The organism is Nocardiopsis sp. FR4 (assembly GCF_009830945.1).
Lineage (GTDB): Bacteria > Actinomycetota > Actinomycetes > Streptosporangiales > Streptosporangiaceae > Nocardiopsis.
The window spans coordinates 156,418-174,894 of the sequence record NZ_VWVV01000014.1; the positions used below are offsets into that span (position 1 = coordinate 156,418).

Annotated in this window: 14 protein-coding genes; 8 read left to right on the plus strand and 6 right to left on the minus strand. The window is 73.7% G+C overall.

The annotated features are described in order from the left end of the window. Positions 1 to 37: 37 nt before the first annotated feature. The gene (gene ahcY / locus FYW95_RS15485) at positions 38 to 1,474 is read left to right on the plus strand and encodes an adenosylhomocysteinase (protein ID WP_159940584.1); all 1,437 of its coding nucleotides are present in this window, start codon (positions 38 to 40) and stop codon (positions 1,472 to 1,474) included. 118 nt (positions 1,475 to 1,592) lie between these two features. After that, a complete protein-coding gene (gene ahcY / locus FYW95_RS15490) occupies positions 1,593 to 2,855 on the plus strand; it encodes an adenosylhomocysteinase (protein ID WP_159940586.1) in 1,263 nt (420 codons plus the stop codon). A gap of 14 nt (positions 2,856 to 2,869) precedes the next feature. Here the strand turns inward: ahcY (FYW95_RS15490) and FYW95_RS15495 are convergent, their stop codons facing one another. Further along, positions 2,870 to 3,769 carry an RDD family protein gene (locus tag FYW95_RS15495; RefSeq protein ID WP_159940588.1) on the minus strand — a complete coding sequence of 300 codons (900 nt, stop codon included), beginning with the start codon at positions 3,767 to 3,769 and terminating at the stop codon, positions 2,870 to 2,872. Between the two features lie 155 nt (positions 3,770 to 3,924). Between FYW95_RS15495 and FYW95_RS15500 the strand changes: the two genes are divergently transcribed. Continuing rightward, on the plus strand, positions 3,925 to 4,929 hold the full coding sequence (locus tag FYW95_RS15500; protein WP_159940590.1) for a stage II sporulation protein M: 1,005 nt from the start codon (positions 3,925 to 3,927) through the stop codon (positions 4,927 to 4,929). Between the two features lie 251 nt (positions 4,930 to 5,180). Here FYW95_RS15500 and FYW95_RS15505 read toward each other — a convergent pair whose 3' ends face one another. Genes FYW95_RS15505 through FYW95_RS15525 form a run of 5 tightly spaced genes read right to left on the minus strand, consistent with a single transcriptional unit; the run spans position 5,181 to position 10,941 of the window. Then, complete coding sequence (locus FYW95_RS15505; protein WP_159940592.1) at positions 5,181 to 6,482, minus strand: DUF58 domain-containing protein; 1,302 nt, start codon at positions 6,480 to 6,482, stop codon at positions 5,181 to 5,183. Continuing rightward, entirely contained in the window at positions 6,482 to 7,465 is a 984-nt protein-coding gene (locus tag FYW95_RS15510; RefSeq protein WP_159940594.1) for an AAA family ATPase, read from the minus strand. Before FYW95_RS15510 ends, FYW95_RS15505 begins: the two co-directional genes overlap by 1 nt. A gap of 58 nt (positions 7,466 to 7,523) precedes the next feature. Further along, positions 7,524 to 8,738 (minus strand): DUF4350 domain-containing protein, encoded by a 1,215-nt coding sequence (locus FYW95_RS15515; protein WP_159940596.1) that lies wholly within the window; start codon positions 8,736 to 8,738, stop codon positions 7,524 to 7,526. After that, positions 8,735 to 9,367, minus strand: coding sequence for a DUF4129 domain-containing protein (locus FYW95_RS15520; protein ID WP_159940598.1), 633 nt, complete (start codon positions 9,365 to 9,367; stop codon positions 8,735 to 8,737). Before FYW95_RS15520 ends, FYW95_RS15515 begins: the two co-directional genes overlap by 4 nt. Continuing rightward, complete coding sequence (locus FYW95_RS15525) at positions 9,364 to 10,941, minus strand: glycerophosphoryl diester phosphodiesterase membrane domain-containing protein (protein ID WP_159940600.1); 1,578 nt, start codon at positions 10,939 to 10,941, stop codon at positions 9,364 to 9,366. The genes FYW95_RS15520 and FYW95_RS15525 overlap by 4 nt, the downstream gene beginning before the upstream one ends. A 430-nt stretch (positions 10,942 to 11,371) precedes the next feature. On the opposite strand from FYW95_RS15525, the gene mtrA reads away from it, so the two are divergent. The 5 genes from mtrA (at position 11,372) to hpf (ending at position 18,233) form a co-directional block, all read left to right on the plus strand. Beyond that, positions 11,372 to 12,049 carry an MtrAB system response regulator MtrA gene (gene mtrA / locus FYW95_RS15530; RefSeq protein ID WP_017570965.1) on the plus strand — a complete coding sequence of 226 codons (678 nt, stop codon included), beginning with the start codon at positions 11,372 to 11,374 and terminating at the stop codon, positions 12,047 to 12,049. A gap of 16 nt (positions 12,050 to 12,065) precedes the next feature. After that, positions 12,066 to 13,910: an MtrAB system histidine kinase MtrB gene (gene mtrB, locus FYW95_RS15535; RefSeq protein ID WP_159940602.1), complete on the plus strand. Its 1,845-nt coding sequence runs from the start codon at positions 12,066 to 12,068 to the stop codon at positions 13,908 to 13,910. Further along, positions 13,907 to 15,796 (plus strand): LpqB family beta-propeller domain-containing protein, encoded by a 1,890-nt coding sequence (locus FYW95_RS15540; protein ID WP_159940604.1) that lies wholly within the window; start codon positions 13,907 to 13,909, stop codon positions 15,794 to 15,796. Before mtrB ends, FYW95_RS15540 begins: the two co-directional genes overlap by 4 nt. A gap of 184 nt (positions 15,797 to 15,980) precedes the next feature. Further along, a complete protein-coding gene (locus tag FYW95_RS15545; protein ID WP_159940893.1) occupies positions 15,981 to 16,820 on the plus strand; it encodes a ComF family protein in 840 nt (279 codons plus the stop codon). Positions 16,821 to 17,561: 741 nt separating this feature from the next. Next, positions 17,562 to 18,233 (plus strand): ribosome hibernation-promoting factor, HPF/YfiA family, encoded by a 672-nt coding sequence (gene hpf / locus FYW95_RS15550; protein ID WP_159940606.1) that lies wholly within the window; start codon positions 17,562 to 17,564, stop codon positions 18,231 to 18,233. Positions 18,234 to 18,477: the final 244 nt, after the last annotated feature.

Consider the following 18,477-nt stretch of genomic DNA (forward strand, 5'->3'; position numbering starts at 1 on the left):
AATCGGGGGCGCAACGACCATCACGAGTGAGGAACGCATGGCTTTCGACTTCAAGGTCGCCGACCTCTCCCTGGCGGCCTTCGGCCGCGACGAGATCCGGCTCGCCGAGCACGAGATGCCCGGCCTCATGGCCACCCGCGCCGAGTACGGGGACAGCAAGCCGCTCCGGGGCGCCCGCATCATGGGCTCGCTGCACATGACCGTCCAGACCGCGGTCCTCATCGAGACCCTGGTCGCCCTGGGCGCCGAGGTGCGCTGGGTCAGCTGCAACATCTTCTCCACCCAGGACCACGCCGCCGCCGCGGTCGTCGTCGGCCCCGACGGGACCCCCGAGGACCCCAAGGGCGTGCCGGTGTTCGCCTGGAAGGGCGAGACCCTGGAGGAGTACTGGTGGTGCACCGAGCAGGCGCTGACCTGGCCGGGCGCCGAGGGCCCCAACATGATCCTGGACGACGGCGGCGACGCCACCATGCTCGTCCACAAGGGAGCCGAGTACGAGAGGGCCGGGGCGGTCCCCGACCCCGACAGCGCTGACAGCGAGGAGATGGGCGTCTTCCTGCGCCTGCTCCGTGCCAGCCTGGAGCGCGACGCCACCAAGTGGACCGAGATCGCCAAGGGCATCCGCGGCGTCACCGAGGAGACCACCACCGGTGTGCTCCGCCTGTACGAGATGCGCCGCGAGGGCACCCTGGCCTTCCCCGCGATCAACGTCAACGACTCGGTCACCAAGAGCAAGTTCGACAACAAGTACGGCATCCGCCACTCGCTGCCCGACGGCATCATGCGCGCCACCGACGTCCTCATCGGCGGCAAGGTCGCGGTGGTCTGCGGCTACGGCGACGTCGGCAAGGGCGCGGCCGAGGCGCTGCGCGGCCAGGGCGCCCGCGTCGTGGTCACCGAGATCGACCCGATCAACGCCCTGCAGGCGGCCATGGACGGCTACCAGGTCACCACCCTGGAGGACGTGCTGGCGACCGGTGACATCTTCATCACCACCACCGGCAACTTCAACGTCATCATGGCCGACCAGATCGCCCGCATGAAGCACCAGGCGATCGTCGGCAACGTCGGCCACTTCGACAACGAGATCGACATGGCGGGGCTGGCCAGGGTGCCGGGCATCGTCAAGAAGGAGATCAAGCCGCAGGTCCACGAGTGGACCTTCCCCGACGGCAAGTCGGTCCTGGTGCTCTCCGAGGGCCGTCTGCTCAACCTGGGCAACGCCACCGGCCACCCCAGCTTCGTGATGTCCAACAGCTTCACCAACCAGGTCATCGCGCAGATCGAGCTGTTCACCAAGCCCGACGAGTACCCGACCGACGTCTACACGCTGCCCAAGATCCTCGACGAGAAGGTCGCCCGGCTGCACCTGGACGCGCTCGGCGTCAAGCTGACCCAGCTCACCAAGGAGCAGGCCGCCTACATCGGCGTGGACGTGGCGGGCCCCTACAAGCCCGACCACTACCGCTACTAGGGTCCCCGGCCCACCGCTCTGGGCGCGCGTGCGCGGGACGGCCGCACGGCCGTCCCGCGCACGCCTGTCCGGGCCCCACCGCACCACCAGGCCCGACCAGCACGAATCCGGTGAGCACATGGGACTTCCCCCGCACGAGGTGGCCGACATCGGCCTCGCCCAGGCCGGCGTCCGCCGGGTGGCCTGGGCCGAACGGTCCATGCCGGTGCTGCGCAGCGTGCGCGAGCGCTTCGCCGCCGAACGCCCCCTGGAGGGGCTGCGGGTGGCCGCCTGCCAGCACGTGACCGCCGAGACCGCCAACCTGCTGCGCGTCCTGCGCGCGGGCGGCGCCCAGGTGTGGCTGGCGGCGTCCAACCCGCTGTCCACCCAGGACGACACGGCCGCGGCCCTGGTCGCCGAGTACGGGGTCTCGGTGCACGCGTGGGCCGGGATGGACCCGGCAGCCTACGACCGCAACCTCGTCACGGTCCTGGAGTCGCGCCCGCACCTGCTGCTCGACGACGGCTGCGACCTGGTCAACACGGCCCACCTGGTCCGCCCCGACCTGCTCCCGGGGGTGCTCGGCGGCTGCGAGCAGACCACCACCGGGGTGATCCGGCTGCGCCGCATGAGCGCCGAGGGAGAGCTGCGCCTGCCCGTGGTCGCGGTCAACGACACCGCCACCAAGCGCATGTTCGACAACCGCTACGGCACCGGCCAGTCCACCATCGACGGCATCCTGCGGGCCACCAACGCGATGCTCGCCGGGCGCACCGTCGTGGTCGCCGGGTTCGGCTACTGCGGGCGCGGCCTGGCCGAACGCGCCCGCGGCATGGGTGCCCGGGTCGTGGTCACCGAGGTCGACCCGGTCAAGGCCCTGGACGCGGTCATGCAGGGCTACACGGTCACCACCATGGCCGAGGCCGCCCCGGTCGGGGACGTCTTCGTCACCGTCACCGGCAACCGCGACGTCATCCGCGCCGAGCACCTGGCCCGGATGAGGGACGGCGCGATCCTGGCCAACTCCGGCCACTTCGACCTGGAGATCGACCTCCCCGCCCTGGAGCGCGAGGCCGTGGAGGTCAACCGCGGGGTGCGCGCGCAGGCCGACGAGTACGTGTTCGCCGACGGGCGCCGCGTCCTGCTGCTGTCCGAGGGGCGCCTGGTCAACCTCGGCGCCGCGGAGGGCCATCCGGCCGCCGTCATGGACCTGTCCTTCGCGGTCCAGGCCCTGACCACCGCGTGGCTGGCCCGCAACGCGGCCGACCTGGAACCGGGCGTGGTGGAGGTGCCCGTGGAGACCGACACCGAGGTGGCCCGGCTCGAACTGGCCGCGCTCGGCGTGCGCATCGACGCGCTCACCGCCGACCAGGAGGCCTACCTGCGCTCCTGGCACCCCTGAGCCGGCCAGCCGGGCTAACGCCCCGGCTGACCCCACTGCCCCTGGGACCGGCCGTACGCCTGGCCGCCGTACGCCTGGTAGCCGCGCGGCTGTTGGCCGCCGGTCCGCTGTCCGCCCTGGGCCCGCCAGGCGTCGATCTCGTGGCGGCGGCGCCGCTCCGCGAGCACCGCGGCCAGGTAGTAGGGCGGGGTGGTGCCGGGCGGCGGGGGCGGGCTGACCTGGGCGGCCACCGCGTTGGCCAGCCGGGTGCCCATCTCGTGGCGGGTGTGCTCGGCCAGCTCGCCGTACCGGAGCACGTACTGGCGAGCCGACGCGGCGGTTTCCGGGGACAGCCGGGACAGCTCCAGGCCCGAGGCCCAGCCCGCCAGGTGCGGCGGCATCGGGACGACCTCCTCGCGCCGTCCGCCGGTGCGCTCCTCCACGACCATCGTCCCGGCCACGAAGTCGCCCACGCGGCGCCCGTCGCGGTTGACCATCGAGGTGATCAGGGCGACCACGCCGAACAGCGTCCAGATCTCCACGAACGCGGCCAGGGCGCGGCCCAGCGCCTGCCGGAACCGCTCCGGGGAGCCGTCGGTGCCCACCACGCGCAGACCCAGCGCCATCTTGCCCAGGGACCGGCCGCGCGAGACGGTCTCGAAGACCGTCGGGTAGCCGATCAGGACCAGGACGGTGCCCGTCAGGGACACGGCGGCGGTGATCGCGGGGTCCAGCCCGCGGGCGACCCACACGCCCAGTACGCCCAGCGCGATGAGGGCGATGACCTGCACGAGCATGTCGATGGCCAGGGCCGCGGCCCTGGTGGCGAAGCCGGCCGGGCGCAGGTCGAGGACGACCGCGTCACCCGTGACCAGCGGGGTCGCGCCGTACACGTCCCCGCGCGCGTCGCCGTTGCCGGGATGGGACACCAGCACTCGCTCCCTCAGAGCTGTCCGAAATCGTCCCCCCGACACTACCCGCAGGCGGGAACGGCCGTTCGCGCCGGACCGGCTTCGGCCACCGCCCCGACCGTGCGGCGGCCCGCGGGCGGCCGGTACCCGCGACCGCCCGAACCGATAGGGTCCGATGCGTGGATATCGACGTGTTCGCCGCGGCGCACGCCCGGGAGTGGGAACGGCTGGACGAGCTGGTGCGCAGGCGCCGTTCGCTGAGCGGGGAGGAGATCGACGAGCTCGTCGACCTCTACCAGCGCGTGTCCACCCACCTGTCGGTGGTGCGCTCCTCCGGGCAGGACCCCGCCCTCGTGGGCAGGCTGTCCGCGCAGGTGGCGCGGGCCCGCTCCGCGGTGACCGGCGCGCACGCCAGCGCCTGGCGCGACGTCGGCGGGTTCTTCACCAGGGTCTTCCCCGCGGTGCTCTACCGGCTGCGGTGGTGGTGGATCGGCACCTCCGCGGGCACGCTCGCGGTCGCCGGGGCCACCGCCGCCTGGATCACCGCCAACCCCGACGTGCTGCACTCCCTGGGCTCCCCGGAGCACGTCGCGCAGTACGTCGACTACGGGTTCGCGAACTACTACATGGAGAACCCCCGGGGCTCCTTCGCCGCCCAGGTGTGGACCAACAACGCGTGGGTCTCGGCGCAGGCGATCATCTTCGGGGTGGCCCTCGGGCTGCCGACCCTGGTGGTCCTGCTGCTCAACGCGGTCAACGTGGGCATCGCGGCCGGGATCATGCTGGCCCACGGCGAGGGCGGCGTCTTCTTCGGGCTGATCCTGCCGCACGGCATGCTGGAGCTGACGGCGGTCTTCGTCGCGGGCGGGGTGGGCCTCAAGATCGGCTGGACGATCATCGCGCCCGGCGACCGGACCCGGATGCGGGCCCTGGGGGAGGAGGCCCGCGCCGCCATCGCGGTGGCCCTGGGCCTGGTGGCGGTGCTGTTCGTCTCCGGCCTGATCGAGGGCCTGGTGACCGGCAACGCGGCGGCGGGCGTCCTGCCGATCCCGGTGGCCCTGGGCATCGGCGCCCTGGCGGAGGTCCTGTTCCTGGCCTACGTGTTCACGGTGGGGAAGAAGGCCTACCAGGAGGGCGAGACCGGGGACATCGAGAACGCCCCCGCGGCCGTCCCGGTGGCCTGACCGCCCCCTTTCCGGCGGGACACCCCGTGGCGTGGTCCGCGGCTGCGGGCGCTGACACCCCCGCTGGTTCACCGGCTCGCACAGCGGCTTCGAGGACCGCCGCGCCGGAGAAGGCGTTGCCGCGGGACTCGGGGAGGGGTCATGCTCCCCTACCGCCCCGTACGCGGCACCCGCCGGCAGACGTCACCGCCCTCGGGGCCCGTCGGGGGAGGAACCCGTGCGGGCCGCGCCCGGGGCGGCCCGCACGGCCCCTACAGGCGCCCCTGGGCCTTGAGGCTGATGTAGGCGTCCGCGAGCGCGGGCGCGATGTGCTCGGGGTCGGCGTCGACCACCTCCACGCCCATGCGGCGCAGCTCGGCGGTGACCCGGCGCCGCTCGCCCAGCGTCCGCTCGGCCGCCGCCGCCCGGTACAGCGCGTCCGCGCCGCCCCGCTCGGCGGCCATCCGGTCCACCGCGGGGTCCCGGACCGCCGCCACCAGCAGCAGGTGCCGCGAGGTCAGCGCGGGCAGCTTGGGCAGCAGCCCCTCCTCCAGGGCCGCCGCGTTCAGGTCGGTCAGCAGCACCACCAGCCGCCGGGCCCGCCCCTGCGTGCCCAGGACGGTGCTCACCAGGCCCGCCGGATCGGACTCCACCAGCTCCGCCTCCAGCGGCGCCATGGCCTCCACGATCCGCCCGACCTGGCTGCCCCGACCCGAGGCGCGCACCTGCGCGCGCAGGCGCCGGTCGTAGGCCATGAAGTCCACCCGGTCGCCCGCCCGGCCCGCCAGCGCGGCCAGCAGCAGCGCCGCGTCCATCGCGTGGTCCAGGCGCGGGGTGTCGCCCACACGCCCGGCCGACGTGCGCCCGGTGTCCAGCACGATGAGCACCCGCCGGTCCCGTTCGGGCCGCCACGTGCGCACCACGACGCCCTCGCCCCGGGCCGTGGCCCGCCAGTCGATCGAGCGCACGTCGTCGCCGGGCACGTAGTCGCGCAGCGAGTCGAACTCGCTGCCCTGCCCGCGCACCATCGCCGTGTGCTGGCCCTCCAGCTCGCGCAGCCGGGACAGCTTTCCCGGCAGGTGGCGCCTGCTGTGGAACGGAGGCAGCGTGCGCACCGTCCACGGCGCGGGCAGCGTCCGCTGCCTGCCCGCCAGTCCCAGCGGGCCCACGCTGCGCACGGTCACCCCCGCGGCCCGGGCGTCGCCGCGCCGGGTCGGAGTCAGGGTGGTGCTCACCCGGCGCCGCTCCCCGGCCGGCACCCGCAGCCGCTGGCTGCGCGGCGCGGCGTGCGAGCTCGGCGGCCAGGCGTCGCGCACCGTCGCACGCAGGGGCCGCCGGGTGGGGTTGGCGACGGTCACGCGCACCGTCGCCGACTCGCCCAGCCGCAGAGAGGTCTCGCCCTCCCGGGACAGGCCCAGCGCCTTGGGGCTGGCCGCCAGCAGCACGTCCGCCACCAGCAGCACCGCCAGCAGGCCCAGCGCGATGGCGGTCACCGCCGCTCCGAGAAGTCCGGACAGTGCCACCGCGGCCGTCGCCGCCAGCGCCAGCAGCACCGCCCGTCCGGTCACCACCATCAGCGCGGCACCGGAACGGAGGCGAGCACCCCGTCCAGGATTCCGTCGGTGGTCGCCCCCTCCAGCTCGGCCTCGGGCCGCAGCGAGATGCGGTGCCGCAGGGTGCCCTTGGCCAGCGCCTTCACGTCGTCGGGGGTGACGTAGTCGCGGCCCGACAGCCACGCCCAGGCCCGGCTGGTGCGCAGCAGCGCCGTCGCACCGCGCGGGGAGGCGCCCAGCTGCAGCGAGGGGGACTGCCGGGTGGCCCGGCACAGGTCCACGATGTAGCCGAGGACCTCGGGGGCCGTCCGCACCCGCTCCACGGCCAGCCGGGCGGCCCGCAGTTCGGCGGCGCCCGCCACGGCGGTCACCCCGGCCGCGGCCAGGTCGCCCGGGTCGAACCCGGCCGCGTGGCGGCCCAGCATGTCCACCTCGGCCTCCCGGGGGGGCAGCGGCACCGTCACCTTGAGCAGGAACCGGTCCAGCTGCGCCTCGGGCAGCGGGTAGGTGCCCTCGTACTCCACCGGGTTCTGGGTGGCGGCCACCATGAAGGGCTCCGGCAGCGCCACCGGTTTGCCCTCCACGGTCACCTGCCGCTCCTCCATGGCCTCCAGCAGCGAGGCCTGGGTCTTGGGCGGGGTCCGGTTGATCTCGTCCGCCAGCAGCAGGTTGGTGAACACCGGACCCCGGAGGAACTCGAACTTGGCGGTGTTCTGGTCGTAGACGAGCGAACCCGTCACGTCGCCCGGCATCAGGTCGGGGGTGAACTGCACCCTCTTGTGGTCCAGGGACAGCGCCGCGGACACGGTGCGCACCAGCAGCGTCTTGGCCACGCCCGGCACGCCCTCCATCAGTACGTGGCCGCGGCACAGCAGTGCCACGACCATCGCGGTCACCGTCTCGTCCTGGCCCACGACCGCCTTGGCCACCTCGCGGCGCAGGGCGACCAACGCCGCCCGCGCCTCGTCGGCTGATGGCAGTGCCTCGGGTGTGAAGGCGCTCACGTGCCGTCTACCTCTCTCGATACCTCGGTGGTCGTTCGCTCGTTCGTGCGGATCGGTGTCACCGCAGCCTCCGGACGCGCTCGTCGAGTTCGTCGGCGAGCCGTACCAGCGCGTCGTCGTCGGCCGCGTAGGGGTCGGGGCGTCCCGGGTAGAACAGGGCCCGCAGGTGCGCCGGGTCGTCCCCGGTCCGCTGCGCGACGGCGGTCACGACCGCGTCGGGAGCGGCGTCCGCGGCCAGGCCCAGCCTGGGCGCCGTCCGCTCCAGGAACCCGGCGCGCAGCGCCGCCGCGGCCCGGTCCCGGGCCTTGCGCGACTGGTAGAGCCCGGCCCGGCCCTCGGTGGTCTCCGAGGCGCGCACCACCACGGGCAGCGCCTCGGGTACCAGGGCGCCCAGTCGGCGCCCCCGCCACACCGCCAGCAGGACCAGCGTCGCCGCCAGCGGCACCAGCGACCAGCGCAGGCCCAGCGGCAGCAGTTCCCACACGCTGGCGCCGGCCTCCTGCGCGGGCGGGTCCGGGCGCAACCACACCACGTCGTCGGCGGCCAGGAGGTTGAGGGCCAGCGCGGCGTTGCCCGCGGCGTCCAGCGCGGTGTTGGTCAGCGGCCTGCCGGTTCCCAGGACGGTGGTGGTCGCCTCCCCGTCGCGCACCCGGACCAGGGCGTCGCCGTCGCCGCCCGGGTAGCAGCCCACGGCGTCGGTTCCCGGGGGAGCCGTGTACAGCTCACCGGACATATGGGCGCTGCCCGCGGCCTCGGCGGCCGCCAGGCCGCACTCGGCCTCCCGGGGCGCCTCCAGGTCCAGGAACAGCCGGGGCTCCTCCCGGCCCGTCACCTCCACCCCGGGTGCGAAGGCCTCCAGCGACCGGATGGAGGGCTGGACCAGGACGGTGTCGGTGTCCCTCGCGGCCAGGGAGTCCAGTTCCCCGGGCAGCAGCCGATAGTCCAGGAAGACCACCAGCACGGCGCCGTCCCCTGCGCGGTCGAGGGCCTCCTCGGCCTCGGCCGAGCCGCGCACCACGTGCACGTCCCGGTCCTGTTCCAGCACGTTCACCAGGGCTCGCGTGCCGTCGGGGGAGACCGACTCCGGCTCCAGGCGGCCGGTCGGGAAGCGTTCGGTGCCCAGCGACAGCAGGACCGACACCACGACGAGCGCGGTGAGCAGCGCCGCCGGGACGCGGACCGACCGCCACACCCGCAGGGCCGGCGAACCGGAGGGCGGAGCACGGTCGGGCTCGGGCGCGCGGGGCGGCGCGGGAGCGGTGGCGGCGGTCATCCCCGCACCTCCTCGGCGGGCCGCGCGGCCCGCAGCCGCGCGTCCAGTTCACGCAGGGTCCCTGCGGAGTCCGCGGTGGCCGGACGGTCCCCGTAGGCCACGTCGTTGAAGATCCGCGCGCCCCGGTCCAGGGCCTCGGCCTCGCCGGGCAGCACCTCGGCGGCCTCCGCGGCCAGCTCCGTGGCGGTGCGCCCCGCCCGCGGCGCGATGACCGCCCGGTCCTCCAGGTCCACGCTGATCGCCCGCAGCCTCTCGGTGACGGCGGCGGCGAACTCACCCGCGGCCTCGTGCCGGTCGGCGGCGGCACGGTGGTCGTCGGCCGACATCGGCGTCCCCTCGTGGACGGGGGCGCCGACCGCGCGGCCCCGGGACGGGCGCAGCCAGACGATCAGCCAGACGACCAGCGCGGCGAGGACCGCCAGCAGCGGGCCCAGGACCACCCAGCCGCTGAGGCCCCCCGGCGCGCCCTCGGCCAGGAGCGCGAGGAGTTCGCTGAACCAGGCCAGGAAGCGGTCGATCAGGGAGGGCTCCTGCTCCCCGTACAGGGGGTCGCTCAGCTCCTCGGCGGCGCGGCGCCGACCCTCCTCCCGGGTCACCTCCCCGGGAGCGGCGGCCAGAGGTGTCCTCACGTCCGCGACTCCGGAAGGTAGATCTCCGGGCCCGCCTCGTAGCCCGCCCGCGCGGCCTCGTGCAGCCTGAGGTCCAGGCCCTCGCGGCGCATCCGCAGGTCCACGTAGAGCAGGGTGGCCACGCCCACGGCGAAGGGGGTGGTGAGACCGTAGACCAGCACGTTCCCGACGTAGACGACGGCTCCCGCCACCACGTGGGCCCAGACCTCCTCGGGGAAGAGGAGGGGCAGCACCGAGGCCATGCTGAAGGGCAGGCTCAGGATGCTGCTGACGACGGCGACGAGGAGGGCCGCGAGCAGGGCGATACCGAAGATCCGCCACCAGCTGCCCTGGGTCAGCCGCCAGGACCGGGCCAGGGACTCGCCCACGCCCAGGCGTTCGAGCACGATGACGGGCATCGCGAAGTAGAGGCGGATGTAGATCCACGCCGCCAGCGCCAGGCCGCCGAGCAGGCCCACCAGCCCCGCGACGATGACGATGGCGACTCCCGCCGCCTCGTTGGCGCCCAGGGCCACGACGACGCCCAGGAACAGGCCGCCGAACACCACGGCCCCGGCGACCAGGCTCAGGCCCAGGAAGATCAGCAGTTGCACGAGCGCCAGGCCGATGATGGGCCAGATGCGCTCCCGTACCGCCGCCCACGCCTGGGAGGGGCCGAGTTTGTGGCCCAGGACGGCCATCCCGACCACGGTGGTGAGCAGACCGGTGGCCAGCACGATCCCGGCCTGGCTCAGCAGGGTTCCGCCGTACAGGGCGACGATCGACCAGGTGCTGAAGGGGAAGGGGTCGTCGGGGTCGAACGCCGTCGGGTCGGCCGCGATCTGGTCGACGAACACCCCGTAGTCGGACATGTAACCGCTGAAGCCGACCGAGCTCAGGATGCTGGCGATCGCCATGACGATCAGCGAGAGCCCCACGGTGGTCTTGGGGTTGTGCCGCACCACCGAGAACGCGCCGTTGAGGATGTCGCCGAGGGACAGGGGGCGCAGCGGCACGACGCCGGGCTTGGGCGCGCGCGGCGCGCCGTACCCGTAGTGCGGGGGCTGCCCGGGTCCGGCGGGCTGGCCGTAGCCGGGGTGGTGGCCCTGACCGGGGGGAGCGCCGGGGGGAGGACCGTAGCCGGAGGACTGGTACTGGCCGGGCTGCTGCCACGGGGAGGCCTGCGCCGGGGCGGGGCCCGACCCGGGGGCGCCGCCGTACGGGGACCCTCCCTGGGGCCCGTACCCGTACTGCTGCCCGGCGGGGACCTGCCCGCCGTGGCCGGGCTGGTACGGGCCGGGCTGACCGTACGGCGCCTGGCCCCGGCCGTGGAGACCGTGTTCCCGGTCCTGGGGTGCCTGCCCCTGGCCGGGAGGGGCGAAGTCGGGGAGTCCCCGCCGCTCGTGCGGGGCGGGGCCGGTCCGGCCGCCGTCGGGCCCGGAGTCCGCGGCGGAGGAGGAGGAACCGGAGGGGTCCGGGGGACTCTGGCCGGGCGCCGCCCAGCTCTCCGGCCCGGCCGCACCGGGGGCGGCACCGCCGTCCGGGTCCGCCGGGGAGCTCCCTGGAGCGTTCCGGTGGTCGTCCTCCTGGGTCATCTGCCCCGCCCTCCATGGGGTTCGGTTACGCTGCGCAAGCGGAGTGGCGCCGTTTCCGGCGTCCGGGAAACCAACCTACCGGTCGGTTCCACCGGTGCTTGGCGCGGTTCGGGGCTATCCAGCGGGAACCGACCCACTTCATTCCTTTTGTATGCTTTCTGTTACTCATAGGCCCACTCGCGAAGGTCGCGCGGACCAGCTCAGCAGCGCCGACGCGCCAGTGGCCGAAACCGGCCCAGGCGGGCCGAAAAAACACCGACCACTCTCCCAACACCGCCCGAAGGTGGCAAGGTGGGGGACGGAGCAGTTCCTTGCGTCGGGGAGCAAGGGCACACCGAACGTATATGCCGCTTGAGTGTTTCCAGAGAGAGGAGTAGGCGCTGCGGTACCCGCCCGCGGGCGGGTGTGACGCCAGGCGCCGGACACACCGATGAAGGGACGTGTACTGGTTGTCGACGACGACCTCGCCCTGGCCGAGATGCTCGGCATCGTGCTGCGGGGTGAGGGGTTCGAGCCCTCGTTCGTGCATGACGGGGACAAGGCCCTGGAGGCCTTTCGCGAGACCAAACCCGACCTGGTCCTCCTCGACCTGATGCTGCCTGGGGCCGACGGGATCGACGTGTGCCGTCAGATCCGCGCCGAGTCCGGCGTGCCCATCGTGATGCTCACGGCCAAGAGCGACACCATCGACGTCGTCCTGGGCCTGGAGTCCGGCGCCGACGACTACATCGTCAAGCCCTTCAAGCCCAAGGAACTGGTGGCGCGCGTGCGCGTGCGCCTGCGCCGCACCGAGGAGCCCGCCCCCGAGGTCCTGCAGATCGGGGACATCACCATCGACGTGGCCGGGCACGCGGTGCGCCGCGACGGCGAGCAGATCAGCCTGACCCCGCTGGAGTTCGACCTCCTGGTCGCCCTGGCCCGCAAGCCGCGCCAGGTCTTCACCCGCGAGGTCCTCCTGGAGCAGGTCTGGGGCTACCGGCACGCCGCGGACACCCGCCTGGTCAACGTCCACGTGCAGCGCCTGCGCGCCAAGATCGAGAAGGACCCGGAGCACCCCGAGGTCGTCGTCACCGTCCGCGGAGTCGGCTACAAGGCCGGTACCGCCTGATCCCACCGAGCCGCACATGACCGCAGGTACACCCGAGGAGGAGCGCTCACCCTCCACGGGGCAACGGGCCGGCGCCCCCTCCGGGCCGCCCGCCTCGGGGGGACGCTGGCGCGACAGCGGCACGGGGCTCACGCGTGCCTACCTGTTCGCCCAGCGCGCCGCCCGCGCCCTGGTACGCGGCGTCCACACCAACTGGCGCCGCTCGCTCCACCTCAGGGTCATCTCCACCACCCTGGTGCTGTCCCTGGTGGTGATGGTGGGCCTGGGGTACGTACTCATCTCCCAGGTCCGCGGCGGTCTGCTCGACGCCAAGATCTCCACGGCCGTCACCGACCACCGCGCCGGACTCAACTACGCGCTCGCCGAACTCCAGGAGAACGAGGTCGGCGACCGCGACCGGCTGCTGTACAACATCACCAGCGAGCTCAACAGCCGCAGCGGTGACACCGGACTGTACGGCGTGGTCATCCTGCCCTCGGTGGGGGACGAGAACGGCTGGGCCACCGGCGACGCCAAGAGCATCCCCCCGCGCCTGGTCGAACAGGTCAACCAGTCCGAGGCCAGCGACCAGCAGTACCACACCTACACCAGCGTCCGGACCGAGCCGGACGGCGTGCGGGAGCCCGCGCTGGTGGTCGGCGCGCAGCTCACGCACGCCTACGAGCTGTACTACATCTTCCCGCTCCAGCACGAGCAGGAGATCCTCGACCTGGTCCAGAACACGGTCGCCCTGGTGGGCGTGCTGCTGGTCATCCTGCTGGGCCTGATCGCCTTCGTCATCACCCGCCAGGTGGTCAGTCCGATCCGGTCGGCCGCCCAGTCCGCCGAACGGCTCTCCTCGGGCGACCTCACCGAGCGCATGACCGTCCAGGGAGAGGACGACCTCGCCCGGCTGGCCCTGTCCTTCAACGACATGGCGGGCAACCTCCAGGAGAAGATCCAGGAGCTGGAGGAGCTCTCCAAGCTCCAGCGCCAGTTCGTCTCCGACGTCTCCCACGAGCTGCGCACCCCGCTGACCACCATCAAGATGGCCGGGGACGTGCTCTTCGACGACCGCGAGGACCTCGACCCCACCATGCGCCGCTCCGTGGAGCTGCTGCACAGCCAGGTGGAGCGCTTCGAGGAGCTGCTCGCGGACCTGCTGGAGATCAGCCGCCACGACGCCGGGGCCGCCACCCTGGGCGTGGAGTCGCTGGACATCCGCGACGAGGTGATGAAGGCCGTCGGCGACGCCGAGCAGATCGCCGAGCGGCGCGGCATCAAGGTCATCCTTCGCCTGCCCACCGAGCCCTGCACGGCCGAGTACGACTCCCGCCGGATCAACCGCATCCTGCGCAACCTGGTGGTCAACGCCATCGAGCACAGCGAGGGCCGCGACGTGGTGGTCACCGCCGCCTGCGACCGCGACGCGGTGGCCGTGGCCGTGCGCGACTACGGCGTGGGGCTCAAGGAGGGGGAGGAGCACCTGTGCTTCGACCGCTTCTGGCGGGCCGACCCGGCCCGCGTGCGCACCACCGGCGGCACCGGTCTGGGACTGTCCATCGCCAAGGAGGACGCCACGCTGCACGGCGGCTGGCTCCAGGCCTGGGGCATGCCCGGCCAGGGCTCGCAGTTCCGGCTGTCCCTGCCGCGCCGCTCCGGCGCCGAACTGCGCGGGTCCCCCCTGCCGCTGGTGCCGCCGGAGATCGCCCTGGGACGCGGGTTCGCCCCGTTCCCGGGGGAGGGCGGCAACGGCGCTCCGGCCCGCCCCGAGAAGGTCCCCGCCCGGGGCGAACAGGACGGCGAGGGCGGAGGCCGGCGCGGGAGCGCTGACCGCGACGGCGCCGCCGACCACCGCGAGGGCGAGGAGAAACTGTCATGAGAGGACCCCGCCGGTTCGGCCGGGCCGCGCGCGCCTGCCTGGCCGCGGCCGTGGCGGCCGTGACCATGGCCGCCTGCGCCACCGTGCCCACCGCGGGCCCCGTGGTCCCGGGTGACGGCAACGACTCCGGAAACGACCCCTACGGCGGTTACGTCCGGCGGCTTCCCGCCGGACCCCAGATCGGAGTGGGACCGGAGGGGCTGGTCAACGGCCTGCTCAAGGACATGGGCAGCTTCGAGGAGGACTACGAGGCGGCCCGCGAGTACATGCTGCCCGAGACCGGCCAGGCGTGGTCGCCGGACGGCACGGTCAAGGTCTTCCCCGACCTGGACACGATCGACATGGACACCGAGACCAGCGCCGACGGCCTGACCGCCACCGTGCGGATGCGCAGCTCGCTGGTGGCCACGATCGACGAGGACGGGCGCTACCTTCCCGGCGACCCCGAGCGCCTGCTCGACGAGACCTTCCACCTGGCCCGCGAGGAGGGCGACCCGGAGGGGGAGTGGCGGATCCAGAGCCTGCCCGACCAGCTCATCCTCAGCCAGCTCGACGTGGAGCGCACCCACCGGCCCTTCAACCTGTACTTCTTCAACCCCGAGGAGACCGCACTGGTCCCCGACCCCGTCTACCTGCCGGTGAGCACCGACGAACTCGCCAAGCGCCTCCTGCGCAGGCTCGTCGGCGGCCCCAGCGACTGGCTGGAGCCCGCCGTGTCCTCCTCCTTCCCCCAGGGTGCCAGCTCCAGCTTCGACGTGGACGACGACCGGGTGGTGGTCCGGGTGAGCGCGGCGGGCGAGCCCGACGAGTTCGGCATGGGCGCGCAGATCGCCTGGACGCTGCGCCAGCTCCCGGAGATCCAGGAGTTCACCCTGGTCGTGAACGGCTCCGAGGTGGACTTCCCCGGCGCCGAGGGGGAGAGGGCCGACCGGCCGCGCCCGGGCAGCCACTACTGGTACGAGGTGAACCCCGGGGCCACCAGGGCCGACATCCGGGCCTACTACTCGCACGAGGGCCAGCTGTGGTCGGCCTCGGACTGGGACTCCGAGACCCTCGGTGACGCCGAGCGCGTCCCCGGCCCCCTGGGCTCGGGAGAGGTACCGCTGGAGGGGTTCGCGGTGTCGCTGGACGAGGAGCGCGTCGCCGGGGTCACGGCGGGCGGCGGCGAGGTCGTCACCAGCCGGACCAGCCCCGGCGCCGCGGTCGAGGAGGTGCTGGCCGACGGCACCTTCACCGAGCTGTCCTGGGACGTCAACGGCAACCTGTGGGTGGTCGAGGAGATCGAGGAGCCGGACTCCGAGGAGGACGCCGAGGACGAGGAGGCCCGTGAGGAGGCGGAGGAGGTCGACCCCGAGACCCCGGGCCTGGGCGCCGACGCCGTTCCGGACTCCACCGTGCTGTGGCTGCTGCGCGGCGGCGAGGAGGTCGTGCGGGTGAACCTGACCGGCCTGGGCGGCGGTTCGCTGGTGCGGTTCCAGATCTCCCGGGACGGCACCCGGGCCGCGGTGGTGACCGAGGTGGACGGGCAGCGCTCCCTCCGGGTGGGCCGCGTGGTCGAGGACGCCGACGGGCGGGTCCACCTGGGCTCGTTCATCACCCTGGCCCGCGAGCTGGTGGAGATCACCGACGTCTCCTGGCGCTCGGCCGACCAGCTGGTCGTGCTGGGCAGCCGCGAGGGCGGCACGAGCCAGGCGTTCCTGGTCTCCCTGGACGGCGGGACGCCGTCCACCAGCGCGGGTGCCCCGGTCGCGAGCATGGTGACGGTCTCGGGAGCCCCGGGCCAGCCGCTGGTCGCCGGTTCCGACGACGGCAACATCTGGCTCTCCAACGACCTGTTCAACTGGGAGACCGTGGTGGAGGGCGGCTCGCCCTCCTACCCCGGCTGAACCCGGGGACCGTCCCTGCCGGATCCGCGGACGGCCCCGGCCGAGGCCGCGAGCCGTCCCGGCCCAACCCGCCGTGGGAGCGCGCCGAGAGCCCGGCGGCCGGACCGTCCACCGGGTTGTCCACAGGCGGGGGAAGGCCCTGGCGGGGGCCGGTCCCCGGCCCGACGCTGGAGGTGTGGACGACCTGACCCGCCGCCTCGGCACCCGCCTCCTCGGAGCGCCGCGACGCCTGTTCGACGCGCTGCTCGACCTGCTCCTGCCCCAGCCCTGCGCGGGGTGCGCCGCCCCCTCGGGGCCGCTGTGCGCCCCCTGCCTGGCACTCCTGGACCGCCGCCCCCACCTGTGCGCGCCCAGGCCCGGCTGCCCGCCCGTCTGGGCGGCCGGGCCCTACGCCGGGCGGCACCGGCGCGTGCTGCTCACCTACAAGGAGGGCCGTTGCGACGCGCTGGCCGGACCGCTGGGGGAGCGGCTGGCCGCCGCCTACACCGCCTCCGGCCTGGCCGCCCGGGACACGCTGCTCGTCCCCGTCCCCGGCCGCGGCCCGCCGCACGATCCCCGGGCCCCGGTCGCCCGGCTGGCCCGCGCCTGTCTGGCGGGTGCGGGCGGCCCGCGGGCCGGACGGGTGGTGCCGCTGCTGCGCCACCGGCGGCCGGTCCGCCGTCAGGCCGGGCTGGGCCGCGCCGCGCGCCTGGCCAACCGGGCGGGTGCCTTCGTCGCCGATCCGCCTCCCGGAGATGTCCTCCCCCCGAGCGCGCGGGGGAGCGGAGCCGGGGAGGTGGTCGTGGTGGACGACGTCCTCACCACGGGGGCCACGGTGGCCGAGGCGGTACGCGCCCTGCGGGCCCGCGGGCTCCGGGTCCGGGGCGCCGTCGTCCTCGCCGAACGCCGCACGGGGGGTGGCCGAGGCCGTCGGGAGGGCACGGGCGGCCGTCTGGAGGAGGGCGGAGGCCGCGCGGGGGGCGCGCGGGAGCGCTCCGGACCCGGAGAGGGGGACCGGGCAAGAAGGTTTTACGAACTCCCGTGAACCGGGGAAAAGTCCACGTACATAGGCGTTTGCGATGGTTACCAGTGAGTTGAGCGGGTGATCACTACCTGACATCCTCGCCAGGACAGGTTACGGTCACGGTATGGCACCCGTCCGGGTCCGTGGTTGCGTCGGAGAGTTTGAGCCCCCCGGGAACACCGGGGTGCGACTCCGGCAAGCCGATGCCAGGCGCAGGCGAAACGGCCCACGTAAGGCGACTTTTCGTCGACCGATCACGGTGCGCCTTAGAGGTAAGACCTGCCCCGCGGAGGGTCCAGATGTCCCTCATGACAGGGAGAAGGGCAGTAGTCGCGTACAAGAGCGGCGACCCCCTCAGCAGGCGGATGTGGGGACGAAGACCAGGTCGGCCGGACGGGTGGCATCCCATCGTCCGGGGGTCCGCCGACGGCGGACCCCCGGCGACGCTCCCCTCCCAGCGCCGTCCGGGTCCACGCGGCCGTGGCCCCTCCTGGTCGTCGGACGCCGCGGGATGCCGTGCCCCGTACGTGGTGAGAGCCCGTTTCCCAGCCTGGAGCCTGTGCCCAATCGTGTCCCTGGGACGCGTGATGAGGGCGCTGCTGGTGGGTATACGCCTTTCCAACCGAGCCGTGCCCCCTCCAGGACAGGGGCACCAGCGGAAGGGGGCTAGCGCGCGACACCCCTTTCGCCCCCCGACGGCGGAAGGGACGACAGCCAGCCTGGCCGTCGCCTTCACGACGGCCACGCGATGAAGGGGGTCCTATGGACATCATCGTCAAGGGTCGACGCACCGGTGTGAGTGACAAGTTCCGAGAGCACGTTGACAACAAGCTCGAAAGGCTCTCCAAGTGGGAGAAGAAGGGCATGATCGTCGACGTGGAGGTGTCCGAAGAGCGCAACCCCAGGCTCGCCGACGTCCGTGAGAAGGTTGAGCTGACCATCCGGACCAACGGTCCGGTCATCCGCAGCGAGGCCGCCGCCTCGGACCGGTACGGCGCCCTCGACCTGGCTATCGACAAGATCGAGGCCCGCCTTCGCAAGGCCGCGGACCGCCGCAAGGTCCACCGCGGCAACCACGCTCCCGTCTCCGTCGCGGCGGCCACCGCCGACCTGCCCGGGGACATGCCCTCGCCCGCCGCCACCACGACGCAGGCTCCCCCCGAGCCGCGCGAGCCCGAGGAGAGGATCGACGGCACCGAGGCCGAGGGGCGGTTCGCCGAGGACTTCGTCGAGCTGGACACCCAGGGGGAGGCCCCCCTCATCGTCCGGGAGAAGTTCCACCGGGCCAAGCCGATGAGCATCGACCAGGCGCTCATGGAGATGGAGCTCGTCGGCCACGACTTCTACCTCTTCCACGACGAGGTCAAGGACGCTCCGAGCGTCGTGTACCGCCGCAGGGGCTTCAACTACGGCGTGCTGCGGCTGGTCGACTAGCCGCCGTCGCCGAACCCTCCCGCCCCCGGTCCGGGGCCGGGTGCGCCCAGGACGCGGGAACCGGGCCGAAGCAACCGCAGTGACACCTACGGCGGGTCGGCCCGTTCCTCGCGAACCCGCCTCCGGTCCCTCCAGAACACCGGGGCGCCCGGACAACCCCCGCGGGCCGGGGCGGCGTCCGGCTCCGCCGGCAGGCACTCGGGCCCGCCGCCGCTCCGTGCGGCCGCGGCCCGGCCCGCGGCCG

Bases quoted from the DNA above. Each gene is read 5' to 3' on its own strand.
- ahcY (WP_159940584.1), top strand. From the start codon at position 38: ATGGCTTTCGACTTCAAGGTCGCCGACCTCTCCCTGGCGGCCTTCGGC.
- ahcY (WP_159940586.1), top strand. From the start codon at position 1,593: ATGGGACTTCCCCCGCACGAGGTGGCCGACATCGGCCTCGCCCAGGCC.
- FYW95_RS15505 (WP_159940592.1), bottom strand. From the start codon at position 6,482: ATGGTGGTGACCGGACGGGCGGTGCTGCTGGCGCTGGCGGCGACGGCC.
- FYW95_RS15515 (WP_159940596.1), bottom strand. From the start codon at position 8,738: ATGACCGCCGCCACCGCTCCCGCGCCGCCCCGCGCGCCCGAGCCCGAC.
- FYW95_RS15525 (WP_159940600.1), bottom strand. From the start codon at position 10,941: ATGACCCAGGAGGACGACCACCGGAACGCTCCAGGGAGCTCCCCGGCG.
- mtrA (WP_017570965.1), top strand. From the start codon at position 11,372: ATGAAGGGACGTGTACTGGTTGTCGACGACGACCTCGCCCTGGCCGAG.
- mtrB (WP_159940602.1), top strand. From the start codon at position 12,066: ATGACCGCAGGTACACCCGAGGAGGAGCGCTCACCCTCCACGGGGCAA.
- FYW95_RS15540 (WP_159940604.1), top strand. From the start codon at position 13,907: ATGAGAGGACCCCGCCGGTTCGGCCGGGCCGCGCGCGCCTGCCTGGCC.
- hpf (WP_159940606.1), top strand. From the start codon at position 17,562: ATGGACATCATCGTCAAGGGTCGACGCACCGGTGTGAGTGACAAGTTC.